The 16,572-nt window shown below is 73.1% G+C and carries 6 protein-coding genes; 1 reads left to right on the top strand and 5 read right to left on the bottom strand.

Annotation, left to right across the window (positions count from 1 at the left end):
- Window positions 1-160: 160 nt before the first annotated feature.
- From ACFVZW_RS26450 to ACFVZW_RS26430, 5 genes are all read right to left on the bottom strand, one after another.
- Window positions 161-2,755 carry an ATP-binding protein gene (locus ACFVZW_RS26450; RefSeq protein WP_384525974.1) on the bottom strand — a complete coding sequence of 865 codons (2,595 nt, stop codon included), beginning with the start codon at window positions 2,753-2,755 and terminating at the stop codon, window positions 161-163.
- Entirely contained in the window at window positions 2,752-5,982 is a 3,231-nt protein-coding gene (locus tag ACFVZW_RS26445) for a hypothetical protein (protein WP_384525971.1), read from the bottom strand. Before ACFVZW_RS26445 ends, ACFVZW_RS26450 begins: the two co-directional genes overlap by 4 nt.
- Window positions 5,979-9,602 carry an AAA domain-containing protein gene (locus tag ACFVZW_RS26440; RefSeq protein WP_384525968.1) on the bottom strand — a complete coding sequence of 1,208 codons (3,624 nt, stop codon included), beginning with the start codon at window positions 9,600-9,602 and terminating at the stop codon, window positions 5,979-5,981. Before ACFVZW_RS26440 ends, ACFVZW_RS26445 begins: the two co-directional genes overlap by 4 nt.
- Window positions 9,595-12,414 (bottom strand): hypothetical protein, encoded by a 2,820-nt coding sequence (locus tag ACFVZW_RS26435; RefSeq protein ID WP_384525965.1) that lies wholly within the window; start codon window positions 12,412-12,414, stop codon window positions 9,595-9,597. The genes ACFVZW_RS26440 and ACFVZW_RS26435 overlap by 8 nt, the downstream gene beginning before the upstream one ends.
- Before the next feature lie 150 nt (window positions 12,415-12,564).
- Window positions 12,565-15,780, bottom strand: coding sequence for a tetratricopeptide repeat protein (locus tag ACFVZW_RS26430; RefSeq protein ID WP_384525962.1), 3,216 nt, complete (start codon window positions 15,778-15,780; stop codon window positions 12,565-12,567).
- A gap of 243 nt (window positions 15,781-16,023) precedes the next feature.
- On the opposite strand from ACFVZW_RS26430, the gene ACFVZW_RS26425 reads away from it, so the two are divergent.
- On the top strand, window positions 16,024-16,422 hold the full coding sequence (locus ACFVZW_RS26425; protein ID WP_384525959.1) for a rodlin: 399 nt from the start codon (window positions 16,024-16,026) through the stop codon (window positions 16,420-16,422).
- Window positions 16,423-16,572: the final 150 nt, after the last annotated feature.

The following is a 16,572-nucleotide window of genomic DNA, read 5'->3' as shown; positions in this document are numbered from 1 at the left end:
CCGCCACGGTCCCGGTGGGCCCCCGGCCGGGGGGGTCCGCCACCGGCTCCCGCGCCCGGGCCCGCGCGGCGGGGGCGGGGGGCGCCCCCCGCGCCCAGGCCCGGGACGACGCCTCCGAAGCGAGCGAACCGGACGAGTAGTCCCGGGCCCCGCGCAGGGGTCACGCGGGCAGCGGCGGCGCACCCTCCAGTTCCGGAAGGACCAGCCGCAGCGCGGCACCCGTCAGCGCCGGATGCGAGGAACGGAAGACCTGCGCCTCGGCCTCCACCGCCGAATCCGGCAGGGCCCGCAGGAACTTCCGTACGCGGTGCAGACCCCATCCGCGATCCGGGCCACGGGTGGTCCACTCGGGCTGGAACACCCTCCAGCCCCGCGCCTCCGGCGGCAGCCCCGGACCGTTGTCCTGCACCTCCACGATCACCTCGGGACTCTCCTGCGAGACGGAGACCTGCACCAGGCCGGCGCCGAGGCCCGTCAACGCCTCCGCGGCGTTGTCCAGCACCTCGTACAGCACCGCACGCAGCACGGGCTCGGGCACGTCCACCCACAAGGACGCGGGACAGCGGAGATCGACGCGTACCTCCCGGTACTGCTCCTTGCACCGGGCCGTCAGATCCGACAGGACCGCCCCCAGATCGGCCACCCGCGGTTCAGCCCGCGCGACCAGATCGTCGAGGGAGTGCTCCAGAAGCTCACCACGCGCGATATCCGCGAGCGCCGCCAACTCCTCGGCCCGGGCGCCCCGCTGCTCCGTCTCCCCGTAGCGGGCGTACGACGGCACCGGGGCGAAGCGGTTGCGGTGCCAGGCCGTCCAGCCGACGGGCGTCGCGACGGCGTCGGACGTGACCGACGCGGCGTCGTCCGCCCCGCCCTCCGGGCCGCCGGCGCGCTCGATCTCCTTCAGCAGGACCGTCAACTCCTGCTCGGCCGAGGGGCGCAGCGCCCGCACGGCGCCGGAGAGCGGCACACGCAGCGACGAGTCCCCCTCAGGGGTCTCCCGCCCCGCGGGCGCCCGATCGCCGCCGTGCTCCGTCCGGACGAGCAGACCACGGGCCACCAGCGTGTCGATCGCCGCCAGGACCTGAGCCCTGGAGCCGGTCCAGCCCGAACAGATCTCGGCCCAGTCACCGAGGTCTCCCAGGGAGAACCGTCCGTCCTCGGGATCACAGACCGAGAGGGCCGCCCACCACGCGGCCTGGGCCGCCGGTTCGCCGCAGCGGGCCAGCAGTTCGGCCCGCAGCGCGCGGACGAGCGCCTTGTCCTTCCGCCAGCCGCCCGTCTCCGCGGGCCAGAGGTCGCCGCCGGCGGAGCGGTCGTCCACGTTCTGGGCGTAGCGGAGCATCACCCACAGGAGCCCGGGATCCATGCCGGTGCAGCGCTCCATCGCCCGCACCGCGGTGGTTCCTCCTCGCAACGACATGTGGGTGATCCACCGCAGGGCCCGCCACGCCGCGTCCGGTGCCCTTCCGAGGATCCGCTCGAGTACGGCCGGGCTGTCGCCGATGAGGGCCTCCACGGGCCACTGCCGCGCCAGGATGCCCAAGGTACGAGCCGCCCGGTCGGCGGGCAGCACGGCCAGACCGAGCAGATCGCGCAGGCTCAGCACGGCGGTTGCCGTACGGTCGGTGTATCCGGTGGTCACCAGGCCGGGGCCGACCGCGACATGCGCGTCGTGCGCCGCGAGTTCCGCCGGCACCGCGGTGGTTCCCGGATCGGCGACGAAGAGGTCGACCCGGCCCGTCGGATGCAGACCCGACAGCGGCTCGTCGCTGAACAGGCCGTCGAAGAAGGTGAAGTAGCCGCCGTCGATGCGGTGGGCGACAGCCCCTTCACCCGGCCCGCCGAGGAACCGTCCGAGCGCGTCGGCGAAGCCCTCCGCCGCCTCCGGAGACGTCTCCCGCCCCAACCGGCCGAACGCGGCGAGCAGTTGTTCGGCGTCCTCGTCGGCGGCCTTCCACGCCATGAACTCCGGTGGCCTGCGCATCGCCGGATTCAGCTGGTACTCCAGGAGCGTGTCGGGCGTCCAGGTCCTGTCCCACACCGGGAGCGGCGCCAGTGCCTCCGGCACGGGAACGCCGAGGGGCTCCCTGTTCAGCAGCGCCTGGGCGGTGACCAGTTCGCCGGCCCGGAGCAGCGCCCGTACCCGGCCCACGGCGAAGTCGCCCCCGGCCCGTACGGCCTGTCCCGTCTCAGCGGCGGCTGCCTGCTCCTGTGCCGTGACGAGTCGCTCCAGCTCCTGGGCGAGGGCCTCCACCCGATCACCCAGCTCCTGCTCCCGTCCGGACAGCACCTCCTCGGCGGCGGCGCCACGCGCCCGGGACGTCTCGACCAACGCCGCGACGTCCGGCTGCTCGAAGGCGACCCCCGCCGCCTCCGCGCGTCTCGCCAACTCCAGGACGCGCTGGCGCACCGACTCCGCACCGGCCTCCCGTGCGTCGTCCAGCCTGCGCGCCAGCAGCTCGGCCTGGTGCCCGTCCAGCACCGTCCCGCCGTGGAGCAGACGCTCGGCCGCGTCGTGCTCCCCGCGGTCGAGCAGCGCGTCGAAGGTCGCGCTCGGCGGCATGCCCCCCACGTGCGCGAGGACGGCTTCGGCGAGCAGGTCGGCGGCCAGCTCGGCCGCGGTACCCTCGGGCACCGGGCTGTCGGGCGGGCCCGCTTCCGCGGGGTGGCCGTGCTCCGCCAGGGCGGTCAGGACGCCCGGGAACCGGACACGGCCCGGCCATGTCTCCAACAGCGCGCGTGGAACCCCGGTCATCTGTCGTCCTTTCCGATCACCGGCAGTGAGGCGAGAGCGCCCAGGAGGGCCTTCGCCGGGTAGCGGGCGGGCTCGCCCAGTCCCTCCGCCTCCTCGAGGAGCGTGTGCCATGTGCTGTCGAGGATGCGGGCGAAGGCTCGCTGCTCAGGAGCGAGCGTGGGGAGCATCGCCGCCCCGGAGGCCGTCGTCTCCCGCTCGGACTCGGCCGCCGCCTGCAGCGCCGCGAGACGCCGCGCCGTGGCCATCACGTCGGCGACCCGTCGCGCGTACGCCAAGTGCTTGCTCCACTCGACCTTGCGCACGCCCAACTCCGTGGCCAACTGGTCCATGTGGTGCCGTGCTTCGAGGGCGTCGGCAGGCAGTTCGGCGGCGGTCTCCGCCCTGAACTCGGCCGTGGCCCGGCTGTCGGCCATGGCCAGCACGCGGACGAACAGTCCCTCGGGCGGCCGGAACATCGCGCGGTGCATGCGCTGCCCGTCCTGGAACTTGAAGTGCTGTTCCGCCCGTTCGAAGTCCCTCACCTCGGTGACGACGCGCGTCCAGCCGTCCCGGACGTCCGCGTCCCGCTTCTGCTGTTCGGCCCAGGCGTTGATGTCCTGGAGCGGCACGGGGGCCTTGGTCACGTGGAAGCAGCTCGCGGCCTCCCGCGCCAGGTGGAGCCAGCCGGGCGGTACGTCCGCGACCGCCGTGCTGCCGGGCGCCGTCAGCGCCTTGCAGACCTCGTGGCCGATGTCGCCGCCGTGCAGCAGCATTTCGGCGACCGCGCCCACCAGGGCGACGGTGCGGTGCTCGCGCGGGGCGTCGACCAGCTCCATCGCGCTGAAGAACAACTGGTCGCCGAGCGGACCGTGTTCGAGCGGCACCGCCACGGCCGCGAGCGGCGGCGGCAGGGACTCCGCGTCGCCGAGCAGCGGGGCCAGCAGATAGGCCTCCATGAACGCGTGACGCTGCCATGCGTCGTGCAGGAGCCAGCGTCCCCAGCGCCGTCGCTGCTCTTCGTCGCCCGTCGAGCCGAAGAGCAGCGCGGCGGAGTCGCCGCGCAGCCGGTCCGGCGACGCGCCGTCCGCGAAGCGGTCGTCGAGCACCGTCCAGTCGTCGGCGTCGACGCGAACCGAGGAGAGGGCGGGCAGCGGCGGCAGATAGTCGTGCCGCGCGTCGGCGTCCCCGCCGTCCGCGGTGGTACCGAACCACTCGGGGATGCCCAGCTCCCCGGCGAAGTCCGTGGTGAACGCGGTGCTCATGATGTGCAGACCGAGCTCGGTGGGCGCGGGCCCCTGCGCGGGGTTCACGGACCGGTTTCCGAGCGGACGGTAGCTGCCGATGACGGTCTCGTGATCGGACAGCACCGCGCGCGCCCGGGCCCTGGTGCTCCGCAGCGTCCGCTCCGCACCGAGACGCCGGTGCAGTTGGGCATAGGTCTGGGCGATCCGGCGACCGTCCTTGAGCGGGGGGTGCTGCAGATGGATCACCACGCCCCGGTCCCTCAGCCGCAACAGCCGTCCGCCGAGGGCGTCCGAGCAGGCCTCGCTCTCGGCGGAGTCGTCGGTGACCGCGAGCCGCTCGGTGGCGCCGTCGACGGCGTGGTGGACGAGATCGACGTACATGCCGTCCCACACGGCCCTCACCACCGGATCCCCCCGGTACACCCCCTCCACCGCGTCCACGAGCTCGTGCAGCACCCGGCCCCAGTGGGCCGACCAGCGCGTACGGCTGCCGACCTCGTCCTCGCGCCAGGTGTCCGCCAGCTCCGGCAGGGAGACGTCGCGCCACACGGAGCCGGTGTCCGCCGAGAGCTCCGTGCCCCGCCGCCTGCCGAAGTCCGCCGGAAGCAGGGCGATGCTCTGCCCCGTCTCCCAGTACGGGTACGTCCGCCGCGCCCAGCTCAGCAGGTCCGTCACACAGCCCGGCGGCTCGTCCGTGCCCTCGGCCGGCTTCACGAGGACACCGGCCCCGGTGTCCTCCGAGAGCGGGCTGCGGGACCCGACGTACGCGTACAGATCGTCGCAGACGACCGCGGCCGCCGAGCTGCTGCTGCTGCGCTGTTCGAGCAGCACGTTCTCGGCGAAGCGGTTCTGGAGGTCGAACAGGGCGGTGGCGACCTTGCCCTCCAGCTTGGCGGCCGGAGTGCCGCCCCACAGGAACACGAGCGTGACGCCACGCTTCGCGGCGAGCTCCAGCGAGGGCAGGAGGGGGTGCAGGGCGTCGTAGGTGATGCGCGGCAGCGCGAGGACGAGCTGGTGGGTCGCGCGCTCGATCAGGTCCTGCACCACCCATTCCACGCCCGCACCGGGGGCCACCCGCTCCACCGAGCAGCGCCCGCGGCGTGCCTCCGCCAGCTGCTCCATGACCCGGGTCGCCTTCGCACGCAGCTCCTGGTGCCGGTCCGGCAGCTCGTCGGAGTCGATGGTCTCCAGGCCCTCGGCCAGCCGGTCCAGGCCGACCAGGAGCGAGCGCAGGCTGTCGGGCGGAACCACCTCCAGGGTCTCTCGGGCCTGGAGCTGCTGGACGAACCTGCTGTCGGGCCGGTTGCGCACCAGCTCGCTCACCCTGGACTGGAAGAGCTGCAGGGCGCGTCTGCCCCAGCCCGGCGGCAGCTGGACGGGCGTGGCGGTCACCAGATCGGTGGCCGGGTCCCGGTTGACCACGACCTCCACCGTGTTCCAGTGGACGGCCTCGGGCGGGCTCAGCATCGGGTTGGCGAAGGACACGTTCAGCACACGCTGGCGCACCCCGTGCTGCCTGCGGTCGGCGCGGACGGCCTCCCGGACCGCGCGCAGGAGTTCGGTCTGCGGGATGTCGGTCTCCGAGATGCCGCGCGCGAGCGGCATCGCGATCGCTCCGTGCGGGACCCGGTCCATGCCCTTGCGGTGCAGCAGCACGGCGGCCGTCACCGGGTCGAACAGGAACTTGCGCGCCTGCACCTTGGACGAGACCGGCCGCTCTCCCTCGTGCTCGCCGAGGATGGCCTGGGCCGCCTGCGTGTTCTCCAGCGTGTTCGTGGTGAAGTCGACGGCCAGGAACCCCCGGCTCCACAGTCCGTGCACCACGTCCAGCATCAGCCGGTTCGGCAGTGAGAACAGCTCGCCCAACTCCCGTACGGTGGTGCGTCCCGCGGCCACGGCCCTGAGCACCAGCTCCTCCAGCGTGGAGGCCCCTTCCTCCGCACCGAGCTCCATCCGCAAGGTGATGACACGGCAGGGAATCGCGACGAGCGCGGTCTCGGTCATCGGAGGTCTCCCGTTCCCGTCGCCGCGTCGACGACGATCTGTCCCGTCGAGGCGTCGACGATCCTGCCGACCTCACGGAAGGTCCTGATCACCGACTGCCAGGCGCTTCCGCCATGGCGCTCGAAATGAGGCAGGTTCCCGACCACCACGAGAAGCTGCTGCGCCCGGGAGAGCATCACGTTGATCACGTCGGTCTGGGCGGTGTGGCCCACGTTCTGCCGCGTCTCCGTACCCCGTTCCGAGCTGCGGACCAGGGAGACGATCACCGTCTTCGCCTGCCCGCCCTGGAAGGAGTGGACGGTGTGCACCCGCCCGTTCAGGAACCCGCGCTTCAGCTCGTCCACCTGCTTGCGGTACGGGGTCAGCACGGCCAGCTTCTTCGGGTCGGTCTGGGTGTCGAGTCCCAGCACACGAGCCAGGTCCTCCACCAGCTCCACCTCTCCCGGGTTCCACCAGTACCCCCGGTCTTCGCAGCTCGTGTGCTGGGAGGTGTCCAGCCAGATCAGGGGGGCGCCCTTCACATAGTCCGGCTTGGAGGCGGTGTGGAACTCGTCGATCTGCGGATCGGGTTTGAGGAACGTGCCGCCGCCGCTGTCGGGATAGAAGGCCCGGGCGAAGGGCTGGGAGATGGTGGGGTGCATACGGAACTGGGTGACGAGGGTGTCCATCGGGCTCTTGGCCTCGGCGCGGATCGTCGAGTCCCGGCCCTCGAAGAACCTGCCGAACATCTGGACGAACCTCAGATAGCTCTCACGTGCCGCGTGATGGAGCTTGATCCGCTCGTCCTGGTGCGAGCCCAGGCTGTCCAGGAACGTCTTGACGTCCTGGGCGCGGTGCGGCCCGAGCTGCAGGTGGTCGCCCACCAGGGTCCAGCGCACGCCCAGGACCAGCGGCATGATGATCTCCGTCGGCCAGGCCTTGGCCGCCTCCTCGATGATCACCCAGTCGAACACGTCCGACGGATCGCGCACCTCGTCGGTGAGCGTGCCCGCGATCGAGCAGGTCGCCAGCACGACATCGGCGCTGGCCCGGATGCGCTCGGTCAACTCGACCATGTTCGCCTCGGCGACATCGGACCACCGCAGCATCAGCTTCTCCTCCGACGCGTTGCGGGCTCCGATGTGGCCGTCCGCGACCCGCTTGCGGATCCGCTTGACCAGATCCCCGGCGATCGCCTCCGCGGTGAAGGGGCGCAACTCCTCCGGCAGCTCGGCGGCGTCCTTCGTTCGCGACTGCTCGCGGAGCATCAGCACCTGCTGGCTGTCGATCGCCGGCCTGAGCAGCTCCAGGCACTTCCCCGCCAGCTGGTTCAACGCGTCGTTCGACTGCGCGCTCACCAGCACGCGCGCGCCGTGCTCCGTCCTGAGGAAGTCGCGCAACGCGTGGGAGACCACGGTGCTCTTGCCCGTGCCGGGAGGTCCCTGGAGGGCGTAGAACGGATGCAGTCGCAGCATGTCGGCGATGATCTGGGCCGACTTGCCCCGCAGAGGCTTCTCACCGGGCGGCGCCGGAATGTCCAGCGTGATGTCCCGCCGGCCGTGCAGCTCGATCGACTGGGGCGTGTGCAGGACGCGTGCCAGGCCGCTCTTCTGACGCAGCGACGCGAGTCCCCGTGCCTCCCGGCGGAGTTGGACCTCCGTGCCGAAGTCGTCATTGGGCCGGAGCCATCCCTTGCTCGGCAGCTCCTTCCCGGGTGCGGCGTCGACGACGATCGCCTCCGAGTCCAGGCGCCCCCTCAGCCGGAACGCGACGGAGCCGCTGCCGAAGTACGGACTGTGCCGGTCGTGCACCACGGCGACCATGGGCTTGCCGGACTCGGCGAGAAGACCCCGGGCGAAGTCGCCGAGCGCCGGCCTGTGTCTGGGATCGGAGCAGTAGGCGGTGAGCAGCTCGTCATCGTGCAGCCACTTGAGCTCCCTGCCCCTGTCGTGGGTCAGTACGTGACGGCCGTCTCCCGTCTCGGTGAGCGTGTAGGGGTACTGGCGGGCTCGCAGCGCCACGGTCTGGTAGTCCAGCATGAAGGAGACGGCGCGCAGCATCTCCTGGACGTCGGCGCCCTGCGCGCCCTGCTCCGTGTTCTGGACCGCGTCGGTGAGGTCCTCCCAGGAAGGGCGGCCCTCCTGCTCGTCCTCCAGTGGCTGCCCCAGCCGGAACGGCACCAGGTCCACCTTGCCGATCCGTCGTTTCGGCCTGATCGACAGGATGTCGGACGCGAAGCGTCTGTCCACGAGGTACTTGATGACCAGGGTGTCGGTGCGGGTCACCGTGCGACGGCCCATCGCGTCGTACTCGTACAGGAACGCGCAGAACCATACGGCCTGTTGCCCGATCAGTGCCCACTGGGCCTCGCGGAGCGAGCGGGCGTCGCCGTCGACGAAACCGACCGCGCCGCCGTGGCAGTGGACGAGCTCGGCCTCGCGCAACTCCTCCTCAAGGAAGGCCTGGAGCTCCTTGGAGCCTTGAGGGGTGTCGGGGCTGTGGTCGGTCCAGCCGCGGCTCGTGTGGATCGTCACCACGGACTGATCGGGCATGAAGGCCAGCAGCCGCGGTTTGGCGCCGGTCGGTGCCGGGTCCAGGGCCAGGCAGATGCCGGACCAGTTGCGCTGCAGGTTGGCCGAGGCCTCGAAGGACGAACTGCGCCCGGTGGGCGAGGGGTCGAGCATCTCGAGCAGCGCCTGGCGGAGCGGCCGGGGGAGCTTGAGGGAGAGATTGAGTTCACGGCGCATCGCCCCGTGCAACCGGGCCAGCGCCGCGGGCAGTTCGTCGCCCTCGGCACGGTCGACGGCGGCGCACTCGTCGGGCAACCGGTCCGTCAGGGGGCCGACGAAGAGCTCCCAGCCGAGCACACCGAGTCCGAAGACGTCGGTGCTGCCGTGATCCAGGTGGCGCAGCCGGACGTCGCAGAAGACCGACGGGTGGTTCTCCGGTGCGAGATAGGCCAGATGGTGCGCCTTCGTGACACCGGGCGGCGGAACGAGGAACAGCGCCTTCACGGCCTCGTCGTACGTCGCCTTGCTGCTGGGGCCGTGGACCGACTGCAGCAGGTTGTTCAGCAGGGCGCTCAGTTCGAACCGAGCCAGGGCAAGGGTCGTCCGGGCCGGGTTGTTCGGCACGGGGTTGACCCGGACGGCGGCCAACGTCAGGTTCCGGTGCACGATCCGCGTTCCGTGCAGCTGGCTCAACGCGTCCACCAACAGGCTGAACTGCTCGAACGCCACCACCGGGTAGGCCCTCGCCCACAGGTCCACCACGGTCCGCCAGTCCTTGGCGAGCGGCTGCCCCTCCTGGCGCGTCATGATGAACGCGACACGGAAGGTCCGGTCGAACCGGCCCTCCACGATCTCCGGCAGCGCCGGATGGCCGAGCATCTTCAGCCGTAACAGATTGCGCACCTCGTGGTCCCAGAGGTCGCCCCCCGCCTGGTCGACATTGAGGAAGAGCGCCACCTCGCGCACGTCCGTGGCGTGGTCCAGGTTCCGCAGGACGAAGTGGATCAATCGCCCGCGGATCAGCTCCTGGTAGCCGCCCACCAGCCGGTACCGGCCGTGCCGGGCCTGTTTCCCCGTGAACAGAGCGTCCAGCAGGTCCTCGATGTCCTCCGGCGCCAGCTCGTCATCCATGCGTCTCCTCCGTTCCTCCGCCGTCACCCTCACGCACGGCGGGATTGAGCCTGAGCACCACGAGGCCGTCGTCGGTGGCGACCGCGAGCGGCCCCGACGGAAGGGGTGCGAGCCGGGTGCACGGTGACCCCAGCGGTATCCGGCGCACCGGTCGCCAGCCGGACGACGGTTCCTCGCGCCACACCACGACCGCCCCTTCTCGTCCGGCGGTCGCCCGCAGCCGGGCCGGGCGGGCGGGAGCGGCCGGTGCGCCGAGTGCGACGCAGCCGACGGTACGGCTGTGCAGGTCGTAGGCCCCTTCGGGCAGGGGCGCATCCTCGGGCGCGGCTTCGCCGGCAGGAGCCGGGACGTTCAACTCGGCTCCGTCCGACGCGCGCAGGACCCGTACCGTCGTCCGCCCGGCGCTCCGCTCCGTCACCACCAGCGTCTCCGTACCGTCCGCCGACACATGCGGTCGCAGGTCGCGGATCGACGGCCCGCGGCCCGTCGGCGCGTCACCGGCGGGGGCCGCCGCCGAGGGGTCCCAGAAGTGCACAGTGGAATCCCGCTGCGCCGCCGTCACCAGGACGCTGCCGCCCTGAGGCCCGCGCAGGGCACCGATCGCCGTGATGGCCCTGCTTCCCGTCGAGGTCTCGAGGAACGCGGGACGGCCGGGCGCGGCGGTCGGACGGACGACCCGTACGCTGCCCTGCCTGTCGCCGACCACCGGCACCGCACCGTGCTCGGCCGTCGGCAGGGCCGCCAGGACGGGATCGGCGCTGTGCACCCCGGGCGGCGGCCCGTCGGGATCGGCCACGATCGCCGGACCGTCGTCACCGGTGCTCACACGCCACTGCGCGAGGCGGCCGTCGTCCGTGACCGTGATCAGCCGGTCCGCACCCGTGGGGCCCGAGACACAGACGAGTCCGGCCAACGCCGTTCGCGAGCTCGTGCGGTGGACCGGTGCGGGGACCGCGCCGCCGACCTCCCACAGCCCGAGGAGTCCGGACCGGTAGGCCACCACGACGAGCGGCGCGTCCTGCGGGCCCGGGAGGGTCACGAGCCCCACCACATCGCCGGCGGAGATCGCCTCGCCGGGCTGCGACAGTGTCCCGTCCGGGCCGAGGAGTGCGAGATAGCCCGCCTCGCCCGCGACGACGAAGCGTCGGGTGCCGTCGGGGACGGCCGCCATCACCCGCACCACCTCGACGGTCGATGTGGTGTGCGGCTCCGGACGTTCGGCGGCGATGCCGGTGCCGAGGTCGGCGTCGGTGTCCCAGAGCTGAAGCGTGCGGTCGTCATGGGCGACGGCCAGCAGGCCCGGCCCGCGTGCGCCGCCCCTCCCGTCGCCGTCCCCGCCGCCGGTATCGGCGTTGCCCGTGGGGGGCGCGGTCGAGCCGAGGGCGGCGAGCGCGGTGACCGGGCTCTCGCACCCGCTCAGCAGCAGCGTGGGGTGATGCTCCCGCCACGGCTCCCACGCCATCACGGACCCGTCGAGGGAGCCGGTAACCAGCCACGCGGATTCGGGGCGGGTGACGAGCGTGGTCACCACGGTGTCGGCGCCGCCCAGTCGCAGATGCAGGGGCACACGGCGCACCCGTCCCCAGGCGACCTCCCAGGCGGCACCGGGGCCCGCGTCATGCGTCCGGCCGGCCGCGCGGAGCCCACCGAGCTGGCGCAGCCCCGGTCGGTCGTCCGGCTCGGACTCCTTGATCAGGTGCGCCGACGCGACGGTGCCCAGGACTTCGATGGGCAGATCGGTGGGCGCGGTACCCGTTCCCGGCCCGGGGGTGAGCGCCAGAGCGCTCAACGAGGCCGGAGGCAGCCGGTCGACGACGGCGGGTCGCTCGGCGAGCGCCGACCAGCCGGGCGCTCCGCAGTCGGCCGCGTACTCGGCGAGCCGGGTGGCCAGATGCGGGCTGAGCGGCTGACCGGCCCCGGCCTGCGCGGCCGCGAGATCCAGCAGGGCCAGGAGCATCTCGTACCTGCGGTCGGGCGTGCCGTCCCCGAGCAGTTGCTCGGTATGAGTGCGGTGCGCCAGCCGGAACACGCTGCGCCGGTCCTCTCCGTCGACGAGGACATAGGCCGCGGCCCGGTTCAGGAACAGCCCCACCTGATCGTCGTCGAAAGGAGCGTCGGCTCCGGCGATGCCCGCGGCGGCGCGCGCCCAGATGCCGTCCGCGAGGGGCAGCCCGCGGCCGTGCGCGTAGGCGAGCGCCCGCAGCAGCGGCTCGGCCGTGGGAAGTCCCGTCGTGATCCGCTGGACGGCGGCCCCGAAGATCCCGCTCTGGTCGCGCTCCAGCATCTGGCCGAGCGCGGTCCGGCCGTCGGGTCCGGGGGAGAGCACCCCGGGCCGCTGCCCGATCTCCTGGACCACCAGGGCGGCCTGGAGGAACTGCCAGGAACCGGTGCGCACATGGGCTTCCACGGCGTCCGCCACGGTGCCTGCCACGGCCTCGTGCCACGCGTCGTCACCCGCGGGATGCTCGCGCAGGATCCCGCGTACGTTGCGTTCGGCGTAGTCGCGGGCGGCCGACGGGTCCGGGGCGAGGGTCAGCACGCGGGCGTGTCCGGTCGCCGAACCGAGGGCCTCGAGCAGGTCGACGTGGCCACCGCCGTCGGCCGGTCGGCCCCCGCCCGCGACGCCGGCGAGCGGCGAGGGCCGGGTGCCGATGAGCAGCCGTACCCCATCGGTCGCGAGGTCCCGTAACAGGGCCGCGATGGGGAAGGGATCCCTGGCCTCGTCGAGAGCGTCGGCGACGAGCAGCGCCGGCGCTCCCATGGCCGGACCGTGGGACAGCTCGGTCAGCCGGCGGCGTATGGCGTCGAGCACGTCACCGCCTCCGGGGTTCGCGTCGAGTGTGTCGGCCAGCCTGCGGACGACGTCCTCGGGGGGGGGGGGCCGGCCGGGGGGGGCGCCCCCCCACCGCGGTGTCCCCGGGCCCAGGCCCGTTCGCCGCCCCGCCTCACGCCGTCCCCGGCCTCACGCCACCTCCACCGGGACGCCCATCACCTCCCGCGCGTGCCGGTTCGGCACCATGCCCAGGTCCCAGGCCTGCCAGCCCGCGTCGAGCTGGACGCCCCGCTCCAGGACCACGGCGTACGCCTCCGCGCAGTCCTCGACCTTCCCGTCCCGCGTCGGGTGCCGGTCCTCGACCAGCCGCGCCAGCTCCTCCTGGGCGACGACCGTGCCCACCTCCGCGCCGCCCGGCGAGCCGTACGGGAGCAGCGTGCAGCGCAGGAAGCGGGCCCAGTCGGCGCCCCTCCGGTCGTCGTACGACAGGAAGAGCTCGGTGGCCTCCCCGCACAGCTCCAGGGCCTGCGCGACCTTCCCGTTCCCGGCGTCGACGATCGCCAGCTCCAGGCAGGTCCAGGCCTCGCCGTGGGCGACCCCGATGCGGTGGAAGTCCGCCCGGGCGTCGACCAGCAGCTGCCGGGCGAAGCCGGAGTTGCGCAGGTTGCCGGTCTGGGCCGCGCGCTGGTCGCGGGTGACCCGGCCCGAGTGGTGCCGGGCGCAGGCGAGCCCGTACACGTCCCGCATCCGGGAGAACATCGTGCGCGCCCGCTCCAGCTCCCGCACCGCCTGATCCAGGTCGCCGCGCTCCTCCAGCGCGTGCCCCAGGTAGTACAGCGTCCATGCCTCGCCGCGCGCGTCCTCCTGGTCGCGATGGCGGGAGAGCGCCTGCCGCAGGCCGTCGACCGCCGGCGCGATCTCGCCCTCGACGAGCCGGGCGCGGGCCAGCTGCGTCAGCGCCCACGCCTCGCCGCGCCCGTCGCGGGTACGGCCGTACTGGTCGAGGGCCGCGCGCAGCTCGGCGTCGGCCCGCTCCACGTCGCCCATCCGCAGACACACCTGGCCCAGCTGGAAGTGCGCCCATGCCTCGCCGTGCAGGGACTCGTTCTCCCGGTGCAGCTCCAGGGCCGTGTGCAGCAGGGCCAGCGCCTCGGCCAGGTTCGCCCGGTCCCGCTCGACGGCCGCCAGGGCGTGCAGGGTCCAGCCCCGGTCGGCGGCCAGCGACTCCGGCTCCTGGAGCACCAGCGCCTCCCGCAGCTTCGCCGACGCCTCCGTCAGATTGCCCTGGTGGTGCAGGGTGATCCCGAGCGAGCAGAGCGCGAGCGCGGCCCCCGCGTCCTGGTGCGCCTCCTGGTAGAGCGAGACCACCGAGGTCAGCGTGGTGCGCGCCTTGTCGAGCTCGCCGAGCTGCCGGGCCGCGATACCGGTCCGCCACTGCACCGACCGGGACAGCAGCCCCTGACCGACCGCGTCGGTCAGCTCGTTGATCTCGCCGAGCCGGTAGAGGTCACCGCGCAGCAGGCAGTAGTCGCAGAGCGCGCCGAGCAGATTCAGTACGGTCTGCTGGTCGACGCCCTCGGCATGCCGCAGCGCCGCCGTGATGAAGCTCGACTCGTCGTCCAGCCAGCGCAGGGCCGCGTCCAGCGAGCCGAAGCCGTGCCCGCCGAAGCGGTCCGCACGGGTCGACATCTTGCCGTCGACCATCCGGATCACCGCGTCCGCGAGCTCGGCGTAGTTCTGGATCAGCCGCTCCTGCGCCGCCGCGATCTCCGCGGCGTCCTCCTCGTCCTGGAGCCGGGCGTACGCGAAGCCGCGCACGGAGTCGTGCAGCCGGTAGCGCTCTCCCCGGACATGGTCCAGGAGCCCCGCGTCGGCCAGCTCCCGCAGCAGTCGGGCCCCCTCCTGACCGCTGCCGCCGAGCAGCGCACCGGCCGCCGCCGCACCCAGCGAGGCCCGCCCGGCGAGCGCGAGCCGGCGCAGCAGCCGCCTGCCGTCCTCGTCGAGATCGGTGAAGTACCGTACGGAAAGCGCCCGTTCGACGGCGACGGGTCCCCAGTCGGGGCGGGCCAGCAGACGCGCCAGATCGCTCATCGAGCGGCCGCCCAGCGAGGAACCGGCCACCCGCAGCGCCAGCGGCAGGCCGCCGCACAGCTCCCGGATCCGGTCGAAGGCCTCGGAGTCGTACGGACCGGGGTCCGGCGCCTCGGCCGCCTCCCGCAGCAGCTCCTCCGCGCCCGCCGCGTCCAGCGCGGCCACCGGCAGCCGGTGCACCGCCGCCGGCACGTCAGGAGCGAGGTCCAGCGGCTCCCGGCAGGTGACCAGGACCAGGCTGTCCGAGCGCTCCGGCAGCAGCGTGCGGACCTGCTCCGCCTCCACCGCGTCGTCCAGGATCACCGTCACCGGCAGCCCGGTCAGATGCTGGTGGTACAGCTCCGCGAGCCTGCGCACCTGTTGCTCCGCCGAGGACCGCTCGCGGAACAGCAGCTGCTCGCGCGGCGCACCCAGCCGGTTCAGCAGATGCAGCAACGCCTCCCGGGTCGACAGCGGTTTCTCGCCGCGCGTCCCGCCGCCCCGCAGGTCCACCACGCACGCACCGCGGAACTGGTCCCGCAGCGCATGCGCGGCCCGTACGGCCAGCGTCGTACGGCCCGAGCCCTGCTCCCCGTACAGCATCACGACCGTCGGCCGGGTCTGCGTCGACGCCCGGCCCGCCTGCACCCACTGGGTGATCTGGGCCAGCTCCGCGCGCCGCCCCGCGAACGGCCCGCCAGGGTCCGGCAGATGGCCGAACGACTGCTCCAGGACCGTCCGCCGGCGGGCCGCCGCGCTGCGGTCCGCGCCGCGCAACTGCGTCACGACCTTCTGCGACGGCTTCTGGGTGCTCGCGGTCAGCACGCGCTGCTGGTCGAGGAAAGGGCGCACGCCCCGCACCTCCAGCGCCGTCAGCCACTGCAGGCGCAGCTGCTCGGGCCCGCCCGGCTGACCCAGCGCGCCCGCCCGGCGGTGCGCGGCGGGCCAGTGCGCGGCCGTCACCTTCAGGACGGTCGCCGCCGCGCCCGCCACCGCGACCACGGCTCCGGCGCCGAGCGCCGTCCCGGCCGCCGTGCCGAGCGCCAGGTCCGCGCCGAAGGCCGCCGCGGCGGCAACGGCCGTGACCAGCACGGGAGTTCCCACCGCCTGTCTGCTGAACCGATCCGCCAGGGACTGCCGCCCGGCCTCCGCCTCCTCCAGCGCATGCAGATACGTCGCGTACTCCTCGCCCGCACTCGCCGCCATGGTGTCCAGCGCGGCCCGGCCGCGCGCCAGCAGCGCCGTGGAGTCGGAGCGGCCTCCGGAGCGCCGCACCTCCTCCTCCACGGCGCGTGCCAACAGCCGCTCGGCATCGGCCCGGTGGCTGTCCCGCATGTGCGTCCCCCTCCGAGAGCTTCCGGTTCCGGCGACAAGTGTCCTGCGTGACGCGCGTCGGCGCGAGGGAGCGGGGCGATCGGCCTCCCGAACGCATGCCCCCCGACCCGGCGTCCGATGGCGTTCATCTGCCGAATAGCGCGTCCGAGTGACGACCCGGAACCAATCCTCTCGCGCCCAGTTGATCAGCGTGCTTCGGCTAACGGAGCAATCCAGGGCCCTCGAGCTCAAGAAGGAAGACTCGTGATCAAGAAGGTTCTTGCTACGGCGGCAGTTGCGGTTTCGGTCGCCGGTATGTCCGCGACGACCGCGATGGCGGCCGGCGACGACGGCGCCAGCGCCAACATCATCGGCAACACGTCGAAGCAGTCGATCGGCAGCACCTCGACCGACGGCTACTTCAGCCCGAACTTCGGTCTCGTCAACGGTGGCATCCTGCACTGCTTCGACATCCAGAAGGTGAACGCGCAGGTCTCGGGCGTCGGCGCCGTCCCGATCCTGGTCCAGGACGTGCTCGGCAACCCGCAGAGCAACCAGACCTGCACCCAGAACTCCGTGCAGCAGAAGGGCGACGACGCCCTCTCGCACATCCTGGGCGAGGTCCTGTCCGGCAACGGGAACGTCGAGGCCGACGGCCACTGACGCCACCGGTTCCGCGGTAGCGGGGGGGGCGGGCGGGCCGCCGCCCCGGCGGGCGCGGGCGGCGCGGGGGGGGGGGGTTTTTGGGGGGGGCGGCGGGGGGGGGGGGGGGCGCGCCCCCCCCCCCCCCCCCCGCGGCGGCCTGGCCCGGGA

This window comes from Streptomyces sp. NPDC059567 (assembly GCF_042735655.1).
In the GTDB taxonomy this organism is placed as follows: Bacteria; Actinomycetota; Actinomycetes; order Streptomycetales; family Streptomycetaceae; genus Streptomyces.
Note: the sequence above shows the minus strand (reverse complement) of the source record. Positions and strands in the feature narration are given on the sequence as shown.

What these genes read in the sequence shown, in the direction of transcription:
- ACFVZW_RS26450 (WP_384525974.1), bottom strand. Translation starts at nt 2,755, where the DNA reads ATGACCGGGGTTCCACGCGCGCTGTTGGAGACATGGCCGGGCCGTGTC.
- ACFVZW_RS26445 (WP_384525971.1), bottom strand. Translation starts at nt 5,982, where the DNA reads ATGACCGAGACCGCGCTCGTCGCGATTCCCTGCCGTGTCATCACCTTG.
- ACFVZW_RS26440 (WP_384525968.1), bottom strand. Translation starts at nt 9,602, where the DNA reads ATGGATGACGAGCTGGCGCCGGAGGACATCGAGGACCTGCTGGACGCT.
- ACFVZW_RS26430 (WP_384525962.1), bottom strand. Translation starts at nt 15,780, where the DNA reads ATGCGGGACAGCCACCGGGCCGATGCCGAGCGGCTGTTGGCACGCGCC.